Genomic DNA, 22,117 nt, shown 5'->3' with positions numbered 1-22,117 from the left:
ATTGCGATGAGTACCGACGACAAACGCATTCGTGAATTCGCTTATCAGATCTGGGAGTCGGAAGGTAAGCCAGAGGGCCAGGAAGCCCGGCATTGGGACATGGCCCGCAAGCTCGCCGAGGCCGAAGCCCTGGCTCCAAGCACGCCACCCAAGGCCGGCAAGGCCAAGCCTGCGACCGGAAAGCCCGCCGCCAAGAGCGCGGCCAAGCCCAAGGCCAAGTCGGCCGCCGCCGTGGTAGTGCCCCCGGGAGAAAAACCCGCGGCGGCGAAGAAGCCCCGGGCGCCGCGCAAACCGCCGGCCAACTGACACCCGCCGGCCATCTCGTCCTCGTCAACCCGTGGCGCGCCCGCGCGCCATAAGGGTCGCGTTCGCCCTGAAGAAAGGGCCCGGCCCGTCACCGTCTCACTGCAGGAGCAACCATGAGCAGATCCAAGCAGCCCGCCGCCACTCCCGAGAGCGAACCCTCGCGCATTCGTGAAGGCCTGCCCTTCCCCCTCGGCGCCACCTGGGACGGCCTGGGGGTCAACTTCGCGCTGTTCTCGGCCAATGCCACCAAGGTCGAGCTCTGTGTGTTCGATGATGCCGGCGAAGTGGAACTCGAACGCATCGAACTTCCGGAATACACCGACGAAATCTTCCACGGCTACCTGCCCGACGCTCACCCGGGGCTGATCTACGGCTACCGCGTGCACGGCCCCTACGACCCGGCCAACGGTCACCGTTTCAACCCCAACAAACTGCTGATCGACCCCTATGCCAAGCAACTGGTGGGCGAGCTGAAATGGTCCGAGGCGCTGTTCGGCTACACCATCGGCCACCCGGATGCCGACCTCAGTTTCGACGAGCGCGACAGCGCGCCCTTCGTGCCCAAGTGCAAGGTCATCGACCCGGCCCACACCTGGGGCAACGACCAGCGGGTCAGCGTGCCCTGGGACAAGACCATCATCTACGAGACCCATGTGCGCGGCTTCACCATGCGCCACCCTTCGGTGCCCGAGAACCTGCGGGGCAGCTTCGCCGGGCTGATGGTGGACGACGTGCTGGAGCACATCCGCAAGCTCGGGGTGTCGTCGGTGGAGCTGCTGCCGATCCACGCCTTCGTCAACGACCAGCACCTGCTGCACAAGGGCATGACCAACTACTGGGGCTACAACAGCATCGCCTTCTTCGCCCCCGACCCGCGCTACCTGGCCAGCGGCAAGATCGCCGAATTCAAGGAAATGGTCGCCCACCTGCACGAAGCCGGGCTGGAGGTGATCCTGGACGTGGTCTACAACCACACCGCCGAAGGCAACGAGCAAGGCCCGACCCTGTCCATGCGCGGCATCGACAACGCCTCCTACTACCGCCTGATGCCCGACGACAAGCGCTTCTACATCAACGATTCGGGCACCGGCAACACCCTGGACCTGAGCCACCCCTGCGTGCTGCAGATGGTCACCGACTCGCTGCGCTACTGGGCCACGGAGATGCACGTGGACGGTTTCCGCTTCGACCTGGCGACCATTCTCGGCCGCTACCACGACGGTTTCGACGAGCGCCACAGCTTCCTCGTGGCCTGCCGCCAGGACCCGGTGCTGCGCCAGGTGAAGATGATCGCCGAACCCTGGGACTGCGGCCCCGGTGGCTATCAGGTGGGCAACTTCCCGCCGGGCTGGGTGGAATGGAACGATCGCTTTCGCGACACCGTGCGCGCCTTCTGGAAGGGCGACGACGGTCAACTGGCGGATTTTGCCGGGCGCATGACCGCCTCCGGCGAGATGTTCAACCAGCGCGGCCGCCGGCCCTACGCCTCGGTCAACTTCGTCACTGCCCACGACGGTTTCACCCTGCACGACCTGGTGTCCTACAACGACAAGCACAACGAAGCCAACGACGAGAACAACCAGGACGGCAGCAACAACAACCTGTCCTGGAACCACGGCGTCGAAGGCCCCAGCGACGACCCCGAGATCAACGCACTGCGCCTGCGCCAGATGCGCAACTTCTTCGCCACCCTGCTACTGGCCCAGGGCACGCCGATGGTGGTGGCCGGCGACGAATTCGCCCGCACCCAGCACGGCAACAACAACGCCTACTGCCAGGACAGCGAGATCGGCTGGGTCAACTGGGAGCTGGATAACGACGGCAAGTCCCTGCTCAAGTTCGTCAAGCGCCTGATCAAGCTGCGCCTGAGCTACCCGATCCTGCGGCGCGGGCGCTTCCTGGTGGGCAGCTACAACGAGGACATCGGGGTCAAGGACGTCACCTGGCTGGCTCCCGACGGCAGCGAGATGACCACCGAGCACTGGCAGGACCCCCATGGTCGCTGCCTGGGCATGCTGCTGGACGGCCGCGCCCAGGAAACCGGGATCCGTCGCCCCGGGGCCGACGCCACCCTGCTGCTGGTGGTCAACGCCCACCACGACATCGTCAACTTCCGCCTGCCTGAGGTGCCCGCCGGGGAGTTCTGGACCTGCATGCTCGACACCAACCAGCCGGCGGTGCGCGGCCAGGAACGCTTTGCCTTCGGCCACGAGTATTCGGTGACCGGGCGCTCCCTGCTGCTGTTCGAACTGCAACATGAGGAAGAAGACTGAACATGGACCTGCAAGGCTTCCTGCATCACTCCCCCGACCTGGGGCATGCCGACACCCGCGCCCTGGGCCTGTGCCTGGACGCCCTGGTGGGCGCCGGGCTCGACCGCCTGCCACTGCCCGCCGGGGGCGCCACCCTGCAACGCTGGCAGGCCCTGGCCAGGGTCGCCGGCCATGACCTGGGCCTGTGCAAGCTCTACGAGGGGCACACCGACGCCCTGGCGATCATGGCGGAACTGGGCTGCCCCGTGCCCCCCGGCACCACCTGGGGCACCTGGGCCGCGGAGCCGCCCCAGGCCCGGGTGCACGCCGTTGCCGATGGCCCGCACTGCCGGCTCAGCGGCACCAAGGCCTGGTGCTCGGGGGCCGAGGTGCTCAGCCATGCCCTGCTCACCGCCTGGGACGCCGACGGCCACCAACGCCTGGTGGCGGTGGCCCTGGACCAGCCCGGGGTGCAGGTCGAGAGCGGCAGTTGGCAAGCGGTGGGCATGGCCAGTACCGGCAGCCAGCGGGTTGACTTCCACGAGGCTCGTGGCCAATGGGTCGGCGGGCCGGATGACTACCTGCAGCGCCCGGGCTTCTGGCAAGGCGCCATCGGCATCGCCGCCTGCTGGCTGGGAGCCGCCCAGGCCATCGCACACCCCCTGCGCGAACACTGCGCCAAACGCGACGAGCCCCATGCCCTGGCCCACCTGGGGGCAGTGGACAGCGCCCTGCATCAGGCCGCCTGCGTGCTGCGCCACAGTGCCCGGCAGTTGGATCAGGCGCCCCAGGCCAACTGCCAGTTGCTGGCCCGGCGCGCCCGGGCGGTGACCGAGGCCAGCGTCGACAGCGTGCTGCACCACGTCGGCCGGGCGCTGGGCGCCGGCCCCTATTGCCTGGACCGGCACTTCGCCCGGCTGCTGGCGGACCTGCCGGTATTCATCCGCCAGAGCCATGCCGAGCGTGACCTGGCCATTCTCGGGCAACAGCTGGCCAACGCCGCCCACGCTGCAGCGGACCCGGGAGGATGGCAACTGTGAAAGCCAATCCGATTGTCGGTCGCGGCACCTCGCTGCGGGCCTGGCAGGCTTCCTCGCAACTGCAGGCCATGGCCGCGGTGGATATTCGAACCCTGGTCCCGCAAGGAGCGCGGGCGGTGATTGTGGCCCCGCACCCGGACGATGAAATCCTCGGCTGTGGCGGCCTCCTGCAACTGCTGGCGGCGCAGGGGCGCGAGCTGCTGCTGATTTCGGTCACCGATGGTTGCGCCAGCCATCCCGGCTCCCGGCGCTGGCCGGTACAGCGCCTGAGCCAGGTACGGCCCCAGGAGTCCGCCGAAGGCTTGCGCCGCCTGGGCCTGCCGCTGCAGCGCTTCACCTGGCTGCGCGCGGGCTTCGAGGACAGCCGCGTCGCCCGGGACGAAGCCGCCCTGACGCAGTTCATCCAGGGTTGCCTGCGCGCCGGTGACGTGCTGTTCAGCACCTGGTGCGAGGACGGCCACTGCGACCACGAAGCCGTGGGCCGGGCCAGCGCCCTGGCCGCCCGGGCCGCGGGCGCGAGCCTCAAGGAACTGCCGATCTGGACCTGGCACTGGGCCGATCCCGAGGGCCGGCAGCTGCCCTGGGGGCGGGCCCGCAAGGTGCTGCTCAGCCCTGCCCAGGTGGCCCGCAAGCGCCATGCCATCCACGCCTTTGCCAGCCAACTGGAGGGCGACCCGCAGATCGGCCTGGCGCCCGTGCTGGCACCGCACATCATCGAGCGTCTGCTGCAACCTTTTGAGGTGGTGTTCCTATGAGTGTCGACAGTCGCTATTTCGAAGGGCTGTTCGCCCGGGACCAGGACCCCTGGGCCTTTCGCCAGCGCTGGTATGAACAGCGCAAACGTGCAATCACCCTGGCCAGCCTGCCGCGCCGCCACTACCGGAGCATTTTCGAACCCGGCTGTGCCAACGGCGAACTCAGCGCCGAACTGGCCAGCCGCTGCGACAGCCTGCTGGCCTACGACACCGCGCGCAACGCGGTGGACCTGGCCCGGCAGCGCTTGCGCTCCTTCCCCCACGCCCGGGTGGAACACGGCCGCCTGCCCCAGGACTGGCCCAAGGGGCCCTTCGATCTGATCGTCATCAGCGAGATCGGCTATTACCTGGACGCCGCCGACCTGGCGCAACTGGTGGCACGGGCCCTGGGCTCCCTGGCCGCGGATGGCCAGCTACTGGCCTGCCACTGGCGCCCGCCCATTGCCGAGTGCCCCCTGGATGCCGGACAAGTGCACGAACTGCTCCATCGCCATTTGCAACTGCCACGCTTGCTGGAGCACCAGGAAGCGGACTTTCTCCTCGACCTCTGGGGCCGCGAAGCGGATTCGGTCGCGACCCTGGAGGGCCTGCGATGATCGGAGTGGTGATACCCGCCCATAACGAGGAGCAACTGCTGGCCGACTGCCTGCGCTGCGCCCTGAAAGCCGCCAGCCACCCCGAGCTCAATGAAGACGTGGCGATCCTGGTGGTGCTCGACAGCTGCTCCGACGGTTCTCTGGACATTGCCCGCCAGTTCGCCGTACAACACCTGCAATTGCAGGTGCGCAATGTCGGACGGGCACGGGCCGCGGGCGCGCAGTTGCTGCTGCAGGCCGGCGCCCGCTGGCTGTCCTGTACCGATGCCGACAGCCGCGTACCCGAGGACTGGCTGGTGGCCCAACTGGCCCTGGGCGCCGACGCCGTCTGCGGCACCGTCACCGTCGACCGCTGGAGCGAAGGCTTCGAACCCCAGGCCCGGATCCGCTATCACGACGCCTACCAGGACAGCGATGGCCACCGGCACATCCATGGCGCCAACCTCGGCATCAGCGCTGCAGCCTATGTCCGCGCCGGCGGCTTCGAGGCCCTGGCCTGCCACGAGGATGTGCAGCTGGTGCGGCAGTTGCAGCGCTGCGGCGCCAGCATCGCCTGGAGCCGGCATCCGCAAGTGATTACCAGCGGGCGCCTGGATTCGCGGGCCAAAGGTGGGTTCGGCGATTACCTCAAGCGCCTGAACGAACCTTGCGCAGGGCTGTGAAGTACAGCATGGCATTGGTCAGTGCGCCTCCCCGGGGGGAGAATTGCCGTCTACCCTGTGACGGGCTTGGTAATCAGCAAATAAGCCTGGGCTGGCACTGCGTGGAAAGCTCCAGGCTGTGTATGATTACCCCCGAATCGCGGTGCTCCAAAGGTATGGGGCACCGGTACTTCACGCTGAGGCAGGTGCCAAGGAATCAGCGTGCGTGCAAACCCAGGGTCGCGACTGAACGGAGGTTCAACCGCTACTGCCGTGGCCCGGAAAACAGGGATGTGACACCCCATGAAAGCCATACCCGCAATCGACAGCAACTGGCCCAGCCAAGTCTGGAACAGTGCCCGCAGCCTGGCCGAGGTGCCGGCCATCAATCTGGCCAACCTGGTTCCGGCCGGCTCCCGGGCAGTGATAGTCGCCCCTCACCCCGGTGACGAAGTGGTCGCCAGCGGCGGCCTGCTGCAAGTGCTGGCCCACCACGGCCACCCTCTGCAACTGATTTCCATCAGCGACGGCAGCGCCAGCCATCCCGGGTCGGAGCTGTGGCCCAAGCGCCGCCTGAGCGTGTTCCGGCCCCAGGAAAGCGCCGAAGCCCTGCGTCGCCTGGGCCTGCCCCTGCACAGCCTGAAGTGGATCCGCGGCGGCTTTGCCGACAGCGCCTTGAGCGAACGGGAACAGCAGCTGGTGCCCTTCATCTGCCGCTACCTGCGCGACACCGACGTGGTGTTCAGCACCTGGCGCGCCGATGGCAACCTCGACCACGAAGCCGTGGGCCGGGCCACGGCCAAGGCCGCGAGCCTGGTAGGTGCGCGTTTTCATGAGATTCCGATCTGGGCCTGGCACTGGGCGGCCCGCGAGGAGCACCAGATCCCCTGGCAGCGTGCGCGCAAGCTGCGCCTGGACACCTGGACCGTGGCCCGCAAGCGCCACGCCGCCCACGCCTATGCCAGCCAGTTGCAGGGCGAGCCGGAGATCGGCCTGGAGCCGTCGCTGTCGCCGGTGCTGCTGGAGCGCCTGCGCCTGCCCTACGAGATCATCCTGATGTAGGCCTGCGCGGGTGGAAAATAAGCTGAACGCACACACCGGTCGCCAGTCCCATCTGTAACCGCCACTGATTCCAAGGAGCCCGCGTGAGCAGCGATTCCACCCGCCAGCCCAACCCCGAGGCGGTCCAGCGGTTACGCGTTCTGACCGTCAACACCCACAAGGGCTTCACCGCCCTGAACCGCCGCTTCATTCTTCCGGAACTGCGCGAGGCCGTGCGCAGTACCCAGGCCGACCTGGTGTTTCTCCAGGAAGTGCTGGGCGAGCACGAGCGCCATGCCTCGCGCCTGGACAACTGGCCTCAGCAGTCACAGTACGAGTTTCTCGCCGACAGCATGTGGAGCGACTACGCCTACGGGCGCAACGCGGTGTACCCCGACGGCCATCACGGCAACGCCCTGTTGTCGAAGTTTCCGATCCGCCAGTACCGCAACCTCGATGTTTCGATCACCGGCCCCGAGCGCCGGGGCCTGCTGCACTGCGTGCTGGATGTGCCCGGCCACGCCGAGGTCCACGCCATCTGCGTGCACCTGAGCCTGCTGGAAAGCCATCGCCAGTTGCAGCTGGCGCTGCTGGGCCAGTTGCTCGAGTCACTGCCCGAGGAGGCACCGGTGATCATCGCCGGCGACTTCAATGACTGGCAGATGCACGGCAACGCCACCCTGGGCCGGCGCAACGACCTGCACGAAGCCTTCGAACGCCATCATGGCCGCCCGGCCAAGACCTACCCGGCCCGCTGGCCACTGCTGCGCCTGGATCGGGTCTACCTGCGCAACGCCCACAGCCACCGCCCGCAGATCCTCGGCAACAAGCCCTGGACCCATCTCTCCGATCACCTGCCGCTGGCGGTGGAAGTGCACCTGCCGCCTGGGGCCGCACATCAGAATTCATGAATAAATAGCCGTATTCCCGCCAGAGTCGACCATGCTTTTCCCCGAACCCGAGCCTGGGGGCGCCCGCCTCCGGGCCAACCTTGAGCCCAGAGAAGGAATCAAGCGATGAGCGAGCAACCCACGATTGTCCTGGTCCACGGTTTCTGGGGCGGTGCCGCCCACTGGAACCGGGTCATCGTCGAACTGCTGAACCGCGGGTACGAGAAGATCCGCGCCGTGGAACTGCCCCTGACCTCCCTCGCCGAGGACGTCGAACGGACCCGCAAACTGGTGGCCCAGCAAGCGGGGCCGGTGCTGCTGGTGGGGCACTCCTACGGCGGCGCGGTGATCACCCAGGCCGGGCATGCGCCAAACGTCGCGGGCCTGGTGTACATCGCCGCCTTCGCCCCGGACCAGGGCGAAAGCCCCGGTGGCCTGACCCAGGAGTTCCCGCCTGAAGCCGCCGCCAATCTGGCGCCCGACAGCGACGGCTACCTCTGGGTGCGTCCGGAGCGTTTCCAGCAGAGCTTCTGCCAGGATCTCAGCCCCCAGGAAGGGCTGGTTATGGGCCTGACCCAGAAGGCGCCGCTGGCCAGCACCTTCGGCGACGCCCTCGGGGCCCCGGCATGGCGCGACAAACCTTCCTGGTACCAGGTGTCCCGTGCCGACCGCATGATCGCCCCGGCGAACCAGGAGCGCATGGCCGCCCGGCTCAACGCCCGCAAGGTCATTCACCTGGACGCCAGCCACGCCTCCCTCGCCTCCCAGCCCGGGCCCGTAGCCGCGCTGATCGCCGAGGCCGCCGACTCCCTGTAACCGGTTGACTGGGCGATCTTCAGACGAGCCGTTGGCGTCCTCGCAAACCCCGCGCCCCAGCGACGGAGCGCCGCCCAGACCGTTCGCAACCTTCGGCAGCGGCTACAGGACGCCTGGGTCAACTGTCAGGGCGCAGGATCAGTACGGCCAGCGGCGGCAGGTTGAGCACCAGGGACAGGGCCTGGCCATGGCTGCTCTGCTCTTCGCTGAAGGCCTCGCCACCGTTGCCGTAGTTGGAGCCGGCATACAGTTGCGAATCGCTGTTGAGCAACTCGCTCCAGCGCCCCGCCACCGGTACGCCGACGCGATAGCCCTGGCGTGGCACCGGGGTGAAGTTGGCCACCACCAGCAGCGGTTCGCCGCTCTTGCTCCAGCGCAACCAGGCATAGACGCTGTTGATCGCATCGTCGCCGATCAGCCATTGGAAACCCTGGGGCACGTCGTCCTGGTCGTGCAGCGCCGGGTACTGGCGATACAGGCGGTTGAGGTCCCCCACCAGTTGCTGCACCCCGCGGTGCTCGGGGTATTGCAGCAGGTACCAGTCCAGTTGCTGGTCGTGGTTCCACTCGCGCCATTGGCCGAACTCGCAGCCCATGAACAGCAGCTTCTTGCCCGGATGGGCCCACATGAAGCTCAGGTAGGCCCGCAGGTTGGCGAACTTCTGCCAGCGATCGCCGGGCATCTTGTCGATCAGCGAGTGCTTGCCGTGCACCACCTCGTCGTGGGAGATCGGCAGGATGAAACGCTCGGACCAGGCGTACACCAGGCCAAAGCTCAGTTCGTTGTGATGGTGGGCGCGGTACACCGGGTCCTGCTGGATGTAATGCAGGGAATCATGCATCCAGCCCATGTTCCATTTATAGGCAAAGCCCAGGCCGCCCTGGTCGGTGCGCTGGCTGACCCCGGGCCAGGCGGTGGACTCCTCGGCGATCACCAGGGCGCCCGGGGCCTCCAGGGCCACGACGTCGTTGAGGTGACGCAGAAAATCAATGGCTTCGAGGTTTTCCCGGCCGCCGTGGCGGTTCGGCACCCATTCCCCGGCCTTGCGCGAATAGTCGCGGTAGAGCATCGAGGCCACGGCATCCACCCGCAGGCCGTCGACGTGGAAATGCTTGAGCCAGTGCAGCGCCGAAGCCAGCATGAAACCGTGCACTTCGGTACGCCCCAGGTTGTAGATCAGGGTGTCCCAGTCCTGGTGGAAGCCTTCAAGGGGGTTGCCGTACTCATACAGTGCAGTGCCGTCGAACTGCGCCAGGCCGTGGGTATCGGTGGGAAAGTGCGCCGGCACCCAATCGAGAATCACCCCGATGCCCGCCTGGTGGCAGGCGTCGACGAAGGCTGCAAAATCCTGCGGGCTGCCGTAGCGGGCGCTGGGGGCGAACTGCGACAGCGGCTGGTAGCCCCAGGAGCCGCCAAACGGGTGCTCCATGATCGGCATCAGTTCGATATGGGTAAACCCCAGGTCCTTGACGTAGGGAATCAGCCGTTCGGCCAGTTCGGCCCAGCTGTACTGGCGGGCCACTTCTCCAAGGTCGTCCACTTCGCACTGCCAGGAACCGGCATGCAGCTCATAGATCGACAGCGGCGCGTCCACCCGCTGGCGCTCGCCTCGGGCCAGCATCCACTCCTGGTCCCGCCAGTCGATGGTCAGGGGCGGCGCGACTCTGGAGGCGGTGTCCGGCGGCAACTGCGTGGCCAGGGCCATGGGGTCGGCCTTGAGCGGCAGGATGCCCTGGGGCCCGAGGATCTCGTATTTGTAGGCCTCGCCCGCCTGCAGGCGCGGGATGAACAGCTCCCAGACCCCGGAGGGATGGCGCAAGCGCATCGGGTGCCGGCGCCCGTCCCAGATATTGAAGTCGCCCACCACCGAGACCCGCCGGGCATTCGGTGCCCAGACCGCAAAACGCACGCCGTCGATGCCGTCCACGGTGGTCAGTTGCGCCCCCAGGCAGGAACTGAGGTCGCGGTGATTGCCTTCGGCAAACAGGTACAGGTCCATCTCCCCCAGCAGGGGGCCGAAGCTGTAGGGGTCTTCACTGACCTGTTCGCCCCCGGCCCATTGAATGCGCAAGAGATAGGGCCGGGCCTCGGGAAAGTGCCCGACAAACAGCCCCGGCACCTCACCGGCTTGCAGGCTGCCGAGCACCTGCTGCTGGTCGCGGTCGAGCACCTGCACACTCAGCGCCCCGGGCAGGAAAGCGCGGATGAATTGCCCGCCGGCGCCATCGCCGTGGGGCCCGAGAATGGCGAATGGATCGCGGTGTTCGGCCCGTACCAGGGCGTCGATGGCCTTGGCCGAAGGAAGCAATGCCGGTTGCTGCTTTCCCTGTTCCTTGTTCGAGAAACTCATGACTGCTCTCCACCACTCTCAATATCGGAAAAGGGTTTCAGTTCACGTAACAGCCCCACCAGGCCGTGCAATGGCACAGGCAACCAGGCGGGACGGTTCTCCGCTTCATAGGCCAGCTCGTAGGCGGCCTTCTCCAGGCTGAACAGTGCCAGGGCGGCATCCGCGGCCGCCGGGTCCTGCCAGCCATGGGCAAGATTAGCCGTCGCCAGCCGATACGCCTGGACAAAGGCGTGGCGCGCCTCGGCCAGGTAGCGCGTGACCACTTTGCGCCGCCCCGCCGCCGCGCCTTGCGCGCCGTCCACCGCCGGTGCCTCCAGGGCCATGGCCGCCGCGTAGTCGAAGGAACGCAGGACCCCACTGACATCCTTGTACGGGCTGTGCTTGCCGCGGCGCTCGGCCAGGGGCCGGGCCGGCTCGCCCTCGAAGTCGATCAGGTAGGCATCGCCCTTGATCACCAGTACCTGCCCCAGGTGCAGGTCGCCGTGGACACGAATCCGCACGCCCCCCACCAACTGTTTGGCCAGTTGCTGGATGTGACCCAGGATCAGCGCCTTATGCTGCAACAATTTGCCGAGCAATTTCTGCTCCCCTGCCGCGAGTTCGGCCTGGTGCTGTTGAAGCAGTTGCAACCCGCGCTCCAGTTGCTCGGCAACCTGCTGGTTCCAGGCCTGGGCATCCTTGGCGGTGGCGTGCTCGGGAGCGAAATCCGGATTGTCGCTGGGGGCCGCCAGCAGCAGGTGCATTTCCCCCAGGCGCTGGCCCAGCAGGCCGGCGAAATCCTGGAGCTCGCCCAAGGCGTTGTAGTGCTGCTCCTGCTCGGACATGGCCTCGGCCAGCTCGTCGCGGATCGCCCGCTCGAGGTTGTTCTGAGTCCACTCCCAGGCATCGCCCTGATTGTTCAGGTAGCCCTGGGCGATCATCAGCAGATGGTCTTCGCCCTGGGCATCGCGGCGCAGCACCGAGCCCAGCAGCGGCGAGATGTGGGCAAAGCCGGCAGCGGTGAGGAAGGCGCCCATTTCCAGTTCCGGGTGAATGCCCCCCGCCACCTTGCGGATCAGCTTGAGCACCAGGCTGCCGCCCACCACCACCGAGCTGTTGGATTGCTCCGCCGACAGGTAGCGCACCTCGGCGTCGGCCCCCAGGCCCAGCGCCGCCAGCTGCGCGGTGGCCTCGAAACGGATCTGGCCCTGCTCGCTGTCCAGGCAGGTGGCGCCCTGCAGCGCCAGCAGCACGTTGCGCACGAAACTGTCGAGGGCGAAGGCGTCGGTGATCAGCCCCACCTGGCGCCCGCGACGCACCCGGGCCATGGCCAGTTGCTGGGGCAAAGCGCTGTTGATCTGCTCTTCGGCCAACAGGCCGAACGGCAACTGGTAGCGCTCGCTGCGCCCGGCGCTGGTGACTTCGATCTCGCTGAGCAGCACCGGGTGCTGCGGGTCGCCAAAGCGCACGCCGTAGGCGATCCGCGCCTGGTCGATGGCGCTGTCCTTACCGGCGAACCAGCGCCGCTTGGGCAGCCAGTTGGGCAGTACTTCCTGCTCCAGGGTGGTGCGCGATGGCGCTTCGAGCAATTCTTCGAGGCGTTTCTTCAGCACCAGGGTGGTGAAATCCGGCAGGCTCTGGGCCGGTTCCACGTGCCAGCTGGGCATCTGGTTTTCCGCCGCCAGGACGAACCAGTAGAAACCGTAGGGCGCCAGGGTCAGGAGGAAATTCAGCTGTCCAATGGGCGGAAAGGCGTTCCCGCCGAGCATCTCCACCGGCACCATGCCCGCGAACGCCGAGAGGTCCAGCTCCGCGGCCTGGGCGCTGCGCGAGACGTTGGCCACGCACAGGATGATCTCCTGCTTGCCGTCAGGCCCGGTGTATTCCCGGGTATAGGCCAGGATCCGTCGGTTGCTCGGCGACAGCATCTTCAGCGTGCCGCGGCCAAAGGCCTTGGACTGCTTGCGCACCGCCAGCATGCGCCGGGTCCAGTTGAGCAGCGAATGGGGATCGCCGGACTGGGTCTCGACGTTGACTGACGGGTAGCCGTACAGCGAATCCATGATCGGCGGCAGCACCAGGCTGGCCGGGTCGGCCCGGGAGAAACCGCCGTTGCGATCGATGGACCATTGCATCGGCGTACGCACGCCATCCCGGTCCCCCAGGTAGATGTTGTCGCCCATGCCGATCTCGTCGCCGTAGTACAGGGTCGGGGTACCGGGCATCGACAGCAGCAGGCTGTTGAGCAGCTCGATGCGCCGCCGGTCACGCTCCATCAGCGGCGCCAGGCGCCGGCGGATCCCCAGGTTGATCCGCGCCCGGCGGTCGGCGGCGTAGTAGTTCCACAGGTAGTCGCGCTCGCGGTCGGTGACCATTTCCAGGGTCAGTTCATCGTGGTTGCGCAGGAAGATCGCCCACTGGCAGTTGGCCGGGATCTCCGGGGTCTGGCGCAGGATGTCGGTGATGGGGAAGCGATCCTCCTGGGCCAGGGCCATGTACATGCGCGGCATCAGCGGAAAGTGGAAGGCCATGTGGCACTCGTCGCCGTCGCTGCCTGTGACATCACCAAAGTACAGCTGGGTGTCTTCCGGCCATTGGTTGGCCTCGGCCAGGAGCATGCGGTCCGGATAGTTGGCGTCGATTTCGGCGCGGATCTGCTTGAGCACCTGATGGGTCTCCGGCAGGTTCTCGTTGTTGGTGCCATCGCGCTCGATCAGGTAGGGAATGGCGTCCAGGCGCAGGCCGTCGATGCCCATGTCGAGCCAGTAGCGCATCACCGAGAGCACGGCCTTCATCACCTGGGGGTTGTCGAAGTTGAGGTCCGGCTGGTGGGAGTAGAAGCGGTGCCAGAAGTACTGGCCGGCCACCGGGTCCCAGGTCCAGTTGGACTTCTCGGTGTCGAGAAAGATGATCCGCGTGCCGTCGTATTTCTGATCGTCGTCGGACCAGACGTAGAAATTGCGCGCCGCCGAACCCGGCTTGGCCTTGCGTGCCCGCTGGAACCAGGGGTGCTGGTCGGAGGTATGGTTGATCACCAGCTCGGTGATCACCCGCAGTTCGCGCTTGTGGGCCTCGGCGATAAAGCGCCGGGCGTCAGCCAGGGTGCCGTAGTCGGGGCTGACCCCGCGGTACTCGGCGATGTCGTAGCCGTCGTCACGCCGCGGCGAGGGGTAGAACGGCAACAGCCAGATGGTGTTGACCCCCAGGTCCTTGATGTAGTCGAGTTTGGCGATCAGCCCGGGAAAATCGCCGATTCCGTCGTTGTTGGAATCGAAGTAGGACTTCACATGCACCTGGTAGATCACCGCGTCCTTGTACCAGAGCGGGTCCTTGATAAAGGTCGTGGGGCGAGGTTTCTTGGCCATGTCGGGCTCCTGAAAAAATTGAATTCGCAGCTGCCACAAACCACGCCCCACCGTGGGAGCTGGCTTGCCGGCGAAGGCGTCGGCCGGGCCTGCACAAGGCCCATGGGCCCAAGCCGGCTCCTACGTGGCGGTGATGCGCCAGATGCCGAAGGGCTGCGCCGGTTCGATGCGCATGAACTGGGTCTTGCCGTACCAGGTCCAGCGGTGGCCGTTCATCAGGTCCTCGCCCTGGGTCTGGGCGTCATCGGCCAGGCCCATTTCCCACAGCGGCAATTCGAAATGCGCCTCCTGGGGGTTGAACGGGTCGAGGCTGACCGCCACCAGCACGAAGTTGTCGCCGCTGCGCTTGCCGAAATACAGGATGTGGTCATTCCAGGCGTTGTACAGCTTGAGCCCCAGGTGGCTGTGCAGCGCCGGGTTCTGCCGGCGGATGCGGTTGAGCTGGGCGATCTCGGCAATGATGTTGCCCGGCGCCGAGAAGTCCCGGGGGCGGATCTGGTATTTCTCCGAATCCAGGTACTCCTCCTTGCCCGGCACCGGCGCCGATTCGCACAGCTCGAACCCGGAATACATGCCCCACAGCCCGGATCCCATGGTGGCCAGCACCGCGCGGATCAGAAACCCCGGGCGCCCCGAGTCATGCAGGAACTGCGGGTTGATGTCGGGGGTGTTGACGAAGAAGTTGGGACGGAAGCAGTCGCGCCACGGCGGCTGGTTGAGTTCGGCCAGGTAGCTGGACAACTCGTTCTTGGTGTTACGCCAGGTGAAGTAGGTGTAGCTCTGGGTGTAACCGACCTTGCCCAGGCGCGCCATCATCGCCGGGGTGGTGAAGGCTTCGGCGAGGAAGATCACCTCCGGGTACTGGCGGCGCACTTCGCCGATCAGCCACTGCCAGAACGGCAGCGGCTTGGTGTGGGGGTTGTCCACGCGAAAGGTCTTGACCCCCTCCTCGACCCAGCCGATGACGATGTCCCGCAGTTCCAGCCACAGGCTGGGAATGGCCTCGGCGGCATAGAAGTCGACATTGACGATGTCCTGGTACTTCTTCGGCGGGTTCTCGGCGTATTTGATGGTGCCGTCCGGGCGCCAGTTGAACCAGCCCGGGTGCTGCTTGAGCCAGGGGTGGTCCTGGGAGCACTGGATGGCGAAGTCCAGGGCGATCTCCAGGCCGTGGTCAGCGGCCGCCGCCAGCAGCCGGCGGAAGTCCTCCCGGCTGCCCAGTTGCGGGTGGATGGCCTCATGGCCGCCCTCCTCGCTGCCGATTGCATAGGGGCTGCCGGGATCGTCCGGGCCTGCGCTCAGCGAGTTGTTGGGCCCCTTGCGGTGGCTGCGGCCGATGGGGTGGATCGGCGGGAAATACAGCACGTCAAAGCCCATGTCGTGAATCATCGGCAGCCGCGAATGAACGTCGTTGAACGTGCCGTGTCGGGCCGGATCGTCGGTGATCGAGCGGGGAAACAGCTCGTACCAACTGGCGAACTGCGCCTGTAGCCGCTCCACATCCAGCGGGTACTCGGGGCTCAGGCTCAGGTAGGGCCGGTGATCGGCCTCGGCCATCAGGCGCGCGCTGGACTCGCTGAGAAACAGCGCCACCTGCTCGGCCTCCAGCAACCCGGACAGCTCGCGCTGCAACGCCAGCAACTGCTCGCGCAGCGGCCCTTCGCTGCGCTCGGCGGCCTGTTGCACATGGCTGCGGCCCTCCTGCAGCTCCAGGCTGACCGCAACCCCGGCCAGGTGCTTTTTCTCCAGCTCGTAGCAGAAGCTGGCGAACTGATCGATCCAGGCTTCGATGCAGAAGCGGTAGCGCCCCACTTCGGGCACCGTGAAACGCCCCTGCCAACCGTCGTTGCCCTGGTCTTCCAGGGCCTGGCTGGCCCAGCTGTCCTGTTGCTCGTTGTGCCAGCGCACCCGCACCGCCAGTTTGTCGTGGCCGTCGGCGAATACCTTGCACGCCACCTCTACCTCCTGGCCGGCCACTGCCTTGACCGCGAACTGGCCGCCGTCGAGCACCGGGCGGATGCTCTCGATGGCAATGCGCGGCAGCAGCAGGGCCTGGGACAACGGCAGGTGCGCCTGGTATTGCTGTTCGGTCGGTTTTTCTACAGTCATCGAGCATCACCCCTTTTTCACGTCTTCGACGCTCTGGTGGCGGGGCCGCGGCCCCGGTGAATCAATGCACTTAGGTTCCGAGCCAAAGCCTGCGGCGAAAGTTCACCGCGATTGGTCGGCCAAGCGGCGGGAATCAAATCCGCGCCGCTGCGGTCCACCAGAAGAGCCCGTGCATCTGCAAGCACAAAGGAGGCCAGCGCGATGAATATCCCGATCCCGGCAGAAACCCCCGACCCCAACATCGACCAACCGACCCTGCCCCCCAGCGAGCCTGAACCGATCCCGGAGCAGGAACCGCCGGAAACCACCCCGCCACCCAAGGGCGACCCGCCCAGTACGATGCCGCCGGTGGTGGTCAGCGAGCCCAGGCGCCCGCCCAGCCAGCAAGCATAGACAGCCGCGTGGGGAGGCCCGGAGCATCAGCCGTCCTGGCGCTTTTCCAGGCGCCGGACAATCAGCGGCATCAGGCTGAAGACCATCAGCGCCAGCAAGGTACTGAGCACCGCCGTGGCCTCGCGGCCCATGCCGGCGGCCACACCGATGGCTGCGGTCATCCACAGCCCGGCGGCGGTGGTCAGGCCCTTGACGTGCTGGCCCTGGTCTTCTTCACGGCCCTTGAGGATGGTCCCGGCGCCGAGAAAACCGATCCCGGCGATGACCCCCTGGAGCACCCGGCTCATGGCATCGGCCTGGGCCCCGGACAGGCTCGGCACCAGCACGAACAGGGCCGCGCCCATGGCCACCAGCATATGGGTGCGAACCCCGGCGGCCTTGCCCTGGTGCTCGCGTTCGAAGCCCAGAATGCCCCCCAGCAGGGCCGCCACCAGCAGCCGCAGGGTGATCTGGGTCAGTTGCCGGGCATCGCCAATATCGGCGAATTCGTATTGCAGGGTCAGCCAGACTTCTTGCCACCAGGTGTTCATGCGATCGCTCCTCGTCCCTTCGCGGGCTCCTCAGCGATGGACCGCGCCCGCCAGCAAAAGGTGCCGCCATCACCACCACCGCAGGAACCGGCTTGCCGTAGAAGAGGCCCCAAGCTGGCTGCCAACCCCACGGACGCCTTCGCTGGCCAGCCAGTTCCTGCACAAGCCTGCGCCCCCCCTCCCGCCAGCGCCTGCCCAGCCACCGTTGATCGCCGTGGTCGAACCCTGGCCGGCCCCTGCGCCCTAACCTGTACAGCCATTGCCTTGAGGTAACCGCCATGAGCCTGCGCATCGAAAACCAGACCTGCTATTTCGACACCGAAACCCTGCACCAGCACCTCCCGGCCAGCGCCGTGACCATCATCACCGACAGCGCCAAGTCGATGTCGGCGGTGGACCTGGGTGGCGAGCGGGTCTACATCACCGAAGCAGAAGCCGACGCATTGACCGTAGCAGGCGCCACCGACGGCCGGCGCCATCTGAAAGCCAGTGAAGGTGATTCGGTGATTTGACTGACCTGGATCAGGGCCCGCCCCGCGGCCCTGTGCCAGCACGGCCTGCAGCCCTCCCTGGTGGCACCTGAGGGGGTACGGCAAGTTGTCGCAGGGGCGCTGCAAAGGGCCATCTGATCCGGTTTTTTATCAAATACCTGAGTCTGTTATGCAAACAGATCCGTGGTCATAGTTGCCCGGCCTGATGGAGGCTGATGAGCGAACGACCATGAGCGAAAGAATCCCCGTCCGATTAGTAGAAACCTTCGAACCTTCACGCCCTACACAGATGAAGACGAAGACCACTGACAAACACGTCTACACCCGCAGTTTCAGCGGCCTGTTCCGCACCCTGCGCATGAGCGGAGCAGGTTTCCTGTTCCTGCTGTTCTTCGGCACCGTGTGGCTCAACTGGGGTGGCCGCCAGGCCGTGCTCTGGGACCTGGCCGAAAGCAAGTTCCACATTTTCGGCGCAACCTTCTGGCCCCAGGACTTCATCCTCCTCTCGGCGCTGCTGATCATCTGCGCCTTCGGCCTGTTCGCCATCACCGTGTTCGCCGGCCGCGTCTGGTGCGGCTACACCTGCCCGCAAAGCTCGTGGACCTGGCTGTTCATGTGGTGCGAAAAGGTCACCGAGGGCGAGCGCAACCAGCGGATCAAGCTGCAGGCCGCGCCCTGGGGCCTGAACAAGCTGGCCCGCCGGGCCATGAAGCACACCCTGTGGCTGGGCATCAGCCTGCTCACCGGCCTGACCTTCGTCGGCTACTTCACCCCGATCCGCCCTCTGGCCCAGGAACTGCTGACCCTGCAGATCGGCGGCCTGAGCCTGTTCTGGGTGCTGTTCTTCGCCGCGGCCACCTACATCAACGCCGGCTGGCTGCGCGAGGCGGTGTGCATGCACATGTGCCCTTATGCGCGCTTCCAGAGCGTGATGTTCGACAAGGACACCCTGACCATTTCCTACAACCCGGTGCGCGGCGAAAGCCGTGGCCCGCGCAAGCGTGATGTGAAGCCTGCCGATGTCGGCCTGGGCGACTGCATCGACTGCCAGCTGTGCGTACAGGTCTGCCCTACCGGCATCGACATCCGCGACGGCCTGCAGATGGAGTGCATCGGCTGCGCTGCCTGCATCGACGCCTGCGACTCGATCATGGACAAGATGGGCTACGCCCGCGGCCTGATCGCCTACACCTCGGAACACGAGTTGCAAGGCGGCAAGACCCACCTGCTGCGTCCGCGCCTGGTGGGCTATAGCCTGGTGCTGCTGGTGATGATCGGCGCCCTGGCCCTGGCCCTGGTGCAGCGGCCGATGGTGTCCCTGGACGTGAGCAAGGACCGCGGCCTGTTCCGCGAGAACGCCCTGGGCCAGATCGAGAACATCTACAGCCTGAAGATCATCAACAAGACCCAGGAACGCCAGCAGTACCACCTGGCCCTGGTGGATGGCGAAGGCTTCGAGCTGCAGGGCAAGACCGAGCTGAGCCTGGCCCCCGGTGAAATCACCGACCTGCCGGTGTCCGTGGCGATGACCCAGGACAAGGCGCAGAGCAGCTCCCAGGCCATCAGTTTCAAGGTCAGCGACAGCGATGACCCGGGCGTCTACGCGGTGGCCAAGAGTCGTTTTGTCGCGCCGATGAACCGCTGAGCCTCTAGAATGCCCTGGCGAGGGAGCCGGCTCCCTCCGGGGCCGGCCCCGGAGCCAATGAACCGTACACCCGCCGCCAGCCCGCTGGCGGCGCTCGTCACTCCCTCGCCACCGCAGATATGTCGACCCGATGACCAGACTGGATCCTCAACCGCAGATGAAACGCTACGAAAAATTCGCCGATGACATCGCCGAACTGATCCGCTCCGGGGTCCTGGGGCCGGGCCAGCGTGTGCCTTCGGTGCGCTACGCCAGCCAGACCTACGGGGTCAGCCCGTCGACGGTGTTCCAGGCCTATTACCTGCTGGAGCGTCGCGGCCTGATCCGCGCCCGCCCGCGCTCCGGCTACTTCGTCAATGCCCACGCGCCGAGCCCGTTCTCGGAGCCGGTGATCAGCAGCGAAGTCAATGAATCCACCGAAGTCGATGTCAGCGAACTGGTGTTCTCGGTGCTCGATTCGATCAAGGACCCGAGCACCGTGCCTTTCGGCTCGGCGTTCCCCAGCCCGACCCTGTTCCCCCTGCAGCGCCTGTCGCGCTCCCTGGCCAGCGCCAGCCGCGAGATGGACCCGCGGGTGGTGGTCACCGACATGTCGCCGGGCAATCCGCAGCTGCGTCGGCAGATCGCCCTGCGCTACATGGTGGCCGGGCTGATGCTGCCCATGGAGGAGTTGCTGATCACCAACGGCGCCCTGGAGGCGCTGAACCTGTGCCTGCAAGCGGTGACCGAGCCCGGCGACCTGGTGGCCATCGAGGCTCCGGCCTTCTACGCCAGCCTGCAAGTGCTGGAGCGGCTCAAGCTCAAGGCGGTGGAAATCCCCGTGCACCCGCGCGACGGCATCGACCTCGGGGTGCTGGCCCAGACCCTGGAGCGGCACCCGATCAAGGCCTGCTGGTGCATGACCAACTTCCAGAACCCCATGGGCGCGAGCATGCCCGAGGCGAAGAAACAGGAGCTGGTGGAACTGTTGCGCCAGCACCAGGTGCCGCTGATCGAAGACGACGTCTACGCCGAGCTGTACTACGGCCAGCAGGCGCCGAAACCGGCCAAGGCCTTCGACACCGAGGGCCTGGTGATGCACTGCGGCTCCTTCGCCAAGAGCCTGGCCCCGGGCTACCGCATCGGCTGGGTCGCGGCCGGGCGCTATGCGCAGAAGATCGAACGGCTGAAACTGATGACCTCGTTGTGTGCCTCGATGCCGGCCCAGGCGGCGATTGCCGACTACCTGCAACACGGTGGCTACGACCGCCACCTGCGCAAGCTGCGCTATGCCCTGGAAGAACAGCAGAGCGCCATGCTGGCGGCGATCGCCCGCTACTTCCCGGCCCAGACCCGGGTCAGCCAGCCGGCAGGCGGCTACTTCCTGTGGCTGGAGCTGCCGCCGCAGATGGACTCGCTGAAACTGTTCCAGATGGCCCTGGCCCAAGGCATCAGCATTGCCCCAGGGCCGATCTTTTCCCCGACCCAGCGCTTTCGCAACTGCATCCGCCTGAACTACGGCAGCCCGTGGAACGAAGCCGCGGAAAAGGCCATGGAAACCCTGGGACGGATCATTCGGTCCTTTTAAGCACAACCGCCCCATCCACACCTGTAGGAGCCGGCTTGCCGGCGAAGAGGCCCGTGAGCCATGCAGCGCCTGAGCGGACGCCTTCGCGGGCAAGCCAGCTCCTACGGAGCGCTGCACACCACCCAATCTCCAGGCCGAGTGAGTCGATGCAAGAGCGGAACCGCAAGTAGCCGCACCCGCCGGAATGGATAGGTACCCCATCCCACGCGCCCCATCAAAGAACCAAATCCCCTTGCCACCTCCCCTCAATTCATTCAGCATCCGCGCTCCAATTTTCCAGGGAAAGGAACACGTCATGGTCGAAGACCTGTATTACGACGACTACCCAGAGGCCAAGGCCGAACTGATCAAGGCCATCGAACGCGGCCGCCTGCCACTGCTGACCCAGGAACTCAACGCCTACGACTGCATCCAGGCGATCTTCGAACTGGACGCCATCAACAACCCCAAGGACGAGGAAGACGCCTTCTTCGACCTGGCCCTGGCCCTGATCGGCTGGATTCCCGGCCCCGGGCACGGCCTGAAGATCCTTTTGCGCCTGATCAACCGCGCCCCCCAGCGCCACGCCGAAAAGCTCTTCGACCTGATCCGCCACACCCTGCTGGCCTGCCGCCTGAAGACCAGCCCCGAACAGCTGCTGGAAAAGTGCCTGGACCCCGTGCGCCTGGCCGAGGAACTGCCCGAGATCATCCGCGGCGTGAGCGCCTCCAGCACCTTCAACGGCCTGACGCCCCAGCAGCAGCGCCTGGTGCTGCACAACCTCAACGAAGCCTGCGAACACACCGAGTTCCTCATGGTGTCGGTGCAAGAACGCATTGCCCCCTGGATCGCCGAGCAACGCAACAACTCGGCCGCCGCCCACAGCCGCGGCCCGGCCCTGGCGCCCAAGCCGCAGTCGTCCCTGGAACCGCGCCCAACGACCCTCACCGCCGCGACGCAACCCGGGGCCCACGACGCCGCAAGCCTCGCCCAGGACATCAACCAGGGCCTGGAACACCTCACCGGTGAGGGCCACTGGCTGGAACTGAACCTGCACTACCCGAACCTGGAGCCGGTGTCCGGCGCCGCCTACCGAGCGGTGTTCAGTGACGGCTCGCAAGCCGAGGGCAACCTCGACCAGGAAGGTTTTGCCCGCCTGGAAGGCATCCCCGAGGGCCCGGTGAAGGTCTACTACGGCGAAGACCCACGGCCCTACCTGCGCCGGCCAATCGTTGCCCTGCCCGCGGATGCACAGCAGTTGGAAGAAGAGCTGGAGCAGCTTGACCTGGAGCCCGCCGAAGTCGACCTGCCGACCCTGCTGCTGGAAACCTCGCAGCGCAAGGCGCCCTTCACCCTGATTCCCGTGTACTGA

18 protein-coding genes are annotated in these 22,117 nt (G+C 66.3%); 14 read left to right on the top strand and 4 right to left on the bottom strand.

What is annotated here, in order from left to right:
• The first annotated feature begins 6 nt into the window (after nt 1-6).
• From KI242_RS15280 to KI242_RS15240, 9 genes are all read left to right on the top strand, one after another.
• Nucleotides 7-306: a DUF2934 domain-containing protein gene (locus KI242_RS15280; RefSeq protein WP_015635523.1), complete on the top strand. Its 300-nt coding sequence runs from the start codon at nt 7-9 to the stop codon at nt 304-306.
• Nucleotides 307-419: 113 nt separating this feature from the next.
• Nucleotides 420-2,579 (top strand): glycogen debranching protein GlgX, encoded by a 2,160-nt coding sequence (glgX, locus tag KI242_RS15275; RefSeq protein ID WP_011061171.1) that lies wholly within the window; start codon nt 420-422, stop codon nt 2,577-2,579.
• Between the two features lie 2 nt (nt 2,580-2,581).
• Nucleotides 2,582-3,598, top strand: a complete 1,017-nt coding sequence (locus tag KI242_RS15270; RefSeq protein WP_011061170.1) for an acyl-CoA dehydrogenase — start codon at nt 2,582-2,584, stop codon at nt 3,596-3,598.
• Complete coding sequence (locus tag KI242_RS15265) at nt 3,595-4,353, top strand: PIG-L family deacetylase (protein ID WP_212806345.1); 759 nt, start codon at nt 3,595-3,597, stop codon at nt 4,351-4,353. Before KI242_RS15270 ends, KI242_RS15265 begins: the two co-directional genes overlap by 4 nt.
• Nucleotides 4,350-4,949: an SAM-dependent methyltransferase gene (locus tag KI242_RS15260; protein WP_011061168.1), complete on the top strand. Its 600-nt coding sequence runs from the start codon at nt 4,350-4,352 to the stop codon at nt 4,947-4,949. The genes KI242_RS15265 and KI242_RS15260 overlap by 4 nt, the downstream gene beginning before the upstream one ends.
• Nucleotides 4,946-5,611 (top strand): glycosyltransferase, encoded by a 666-nt coding sequence (locus KI242_RS15255; protein ID WP_015635520.1) that lies wholly within the window; start codon nt 4,946-4,948, stop codon nt 5,609-5,611. The genes KI242_RS15260 and KI242_RS15255 overlap by 4 nt, the downstream gene beginning before the upstream one ends.
• A gap of 282 nt (nt 5,612-5,893) precedes the next feature.
• A complete protein-coding gene (locus KI242_RS15250; RefSeq protein WP_011061166.1) occupies nt 5,894-6,652 on the top strand; it encodes a PIG-L family deacetylase in 759 nt (252 codons plus the stop codon).
• A gap of 83 nt (nt 6,653-6,735) precedes the next feature.
• A complete protein-coding gene (locus KI242_RS15245) occupies nt 6,736-7,542 on the top strand; it encodes an endonuclease/exonuclease/phosphatase family protein (RefSeq protein WP_011061165.1) in 807 nt (268 codons plus the stop codon).
• Between the two features lie 105 nt (nt 7,543-7,647).
• A complete protein-coding gene (locus KI242_RS15240) occupies nt 7,648-8,337 on the top strand; it encodes an alpha/beta hydrolase (protein WP_015635519.1) in 690 nt (229 codons plus the stop codon).
• A 118-nt stretch (nt 8,338-8,455) separates the two neighbouring features.
• Here the strand turns inward: KI242_RS15240 and glgB are convergent, their stop codons facing one another.
• The 3 genes from glgB to KI242_RS15225 form a co-directional block, all read right to left on the bottom strand.
• Complete coding sequence (gene glgB, locus KI242_RS15235; protein ID WP_053151449.1) at nt 8,456-10,687, bottom strand: 1,4-alpha-glucan branching protein GlgB; 2,232 nt, start codon at nt 10,685-10,687, stop codon at nt 8,456-8,458.
• On the bottom strand, nt 10,684-14,031 hold the full coding sequence (gene treS, locus KI242_RS15230) for a maltose alpha-D-glucosyltransferase (protein ID WP_015635517.1): 3,348 nt from the start codon (nt 14,029-14,031) through the stop codon (nt 10,684-10,686). Before treS ends, glgB begins: the two co-directional genes overlap by 4 nt.
• Before the next feature lie 120 nt (nt 14,032-14,151).
• Complete coding sequence (locus KI242_RS15225; RefSeq protein ID WP_212806344.1) at nt 14,152-16,140, bottom strand: alpha-1,4-glucan--maltose-1-phosphate maltosyltransferase; 1,989 nt, start codon at nt 16,138-16,140, stop codon at nt 14,152-14,154.
• 201 nt (nt 16,141-16,341) lie between these two features.
• On the opposite strand from KI242_RS15225, the gene KI242_RS15220 reads away from it, so the two are divergent.
• Nucleotides 16,342-16,533 carry a hypothetical protein gene (locus KI242_RS15220; RefSeq protein WP_212806343.1) on the top strand — a complete coding sequence of 64 codons (192 nt, stop codon included), beginning with the start codon at nt 16,342-16,344 and terminating at the stop codon, nt 16,531-16,533.
• Nucleotides 16,534-16,559: 26 nt separating this feature from the next.
• Here KI242_RS15220 and KI242_RS15215 read toward each other — a convergent pair whose 3' ends face one another.
• Complete coding sequence (locus KI242_RS15215; protein ID WP_015635514.1) at nt 16,560-17,063, bottom strand: MgtC/SapB family protein; 504 nt, start codon at nt 17,061-17,063, stop codon at nt 16,560-16,562.
• A gap of 278 nt (nt 17,064-17,341) precedes the next feature.
• Here KI242_RS15215 and KI242_RS15210 point away from each other — a divergent pair, with 278 nt between their 5' ends.
• The 4 genes from KI242_RS15210 (at nt 17,342) to KI242_RS15195 (ending at nt 22,117) form a co-directional block, all read left to right on the top strand.
• Nucleotides 17,342-17,575 (top strand): DUF3203 family protein, encoded by a 234-nt coding sequence (locus tag KI242_RS15210; protein WP_011061159.1) that lies wholly within the window; start codon nt 17,342-17,344, stop codon nt 17,573-17,575.
• Between the two features lie 208 nt (nt 17,576-17,783).
• Nucleotides 17,784-19,199, top strand: a complete 1,416-nt coding sequence (gene ccoG, locus KI242_RS15205; protein WP_011061158.1) for a cytochrome c oxidase accessory protein CcoG — start codon at nt 17,784-17,786, stop codon at nt 19,197-19,199.
• Nucleotides 19,200-19,356: 157 nt separating this feature from the next.
• Nucleotides 19,357-20,766: a GntR family transcriptional regulator MpaR gene (mapR, locus tag KI242_RS15200; RefSeq protein ID WP_011061157.1), complete on the top strand. Its 1,410-nt coding sequence runs from the start codon at nt 19,357-19,359 to the stop codon at nt 20,764-20,766.
• Nucleotides 20,767-21,061: 295 nt separating this feature from the next.
• Entirely contained in the window at nt 21,062-22,117 is a 1,056-nt protein-coding gene (locus tag KI242_RS15195) for a hypothetical protein (protein ID WP_212806342.1), read from the top strand.

The sequence above is a fragment of the Pseudomonas sp. Eqa60 genome, assembly GCF_018326405.1.
GTDB lineage: Bacteria > Pseudomonadota > Gammaproteobacteria > Pseudomonadales > Pseudomonadaceae > Aquipseudomonas > Aquipseudomonas protegens.
The sequence above is the reverse complement of the archived record's forward strand: the minus strand, read 5'-3'. Positions and strand labels throughout refer to the sequence as shown.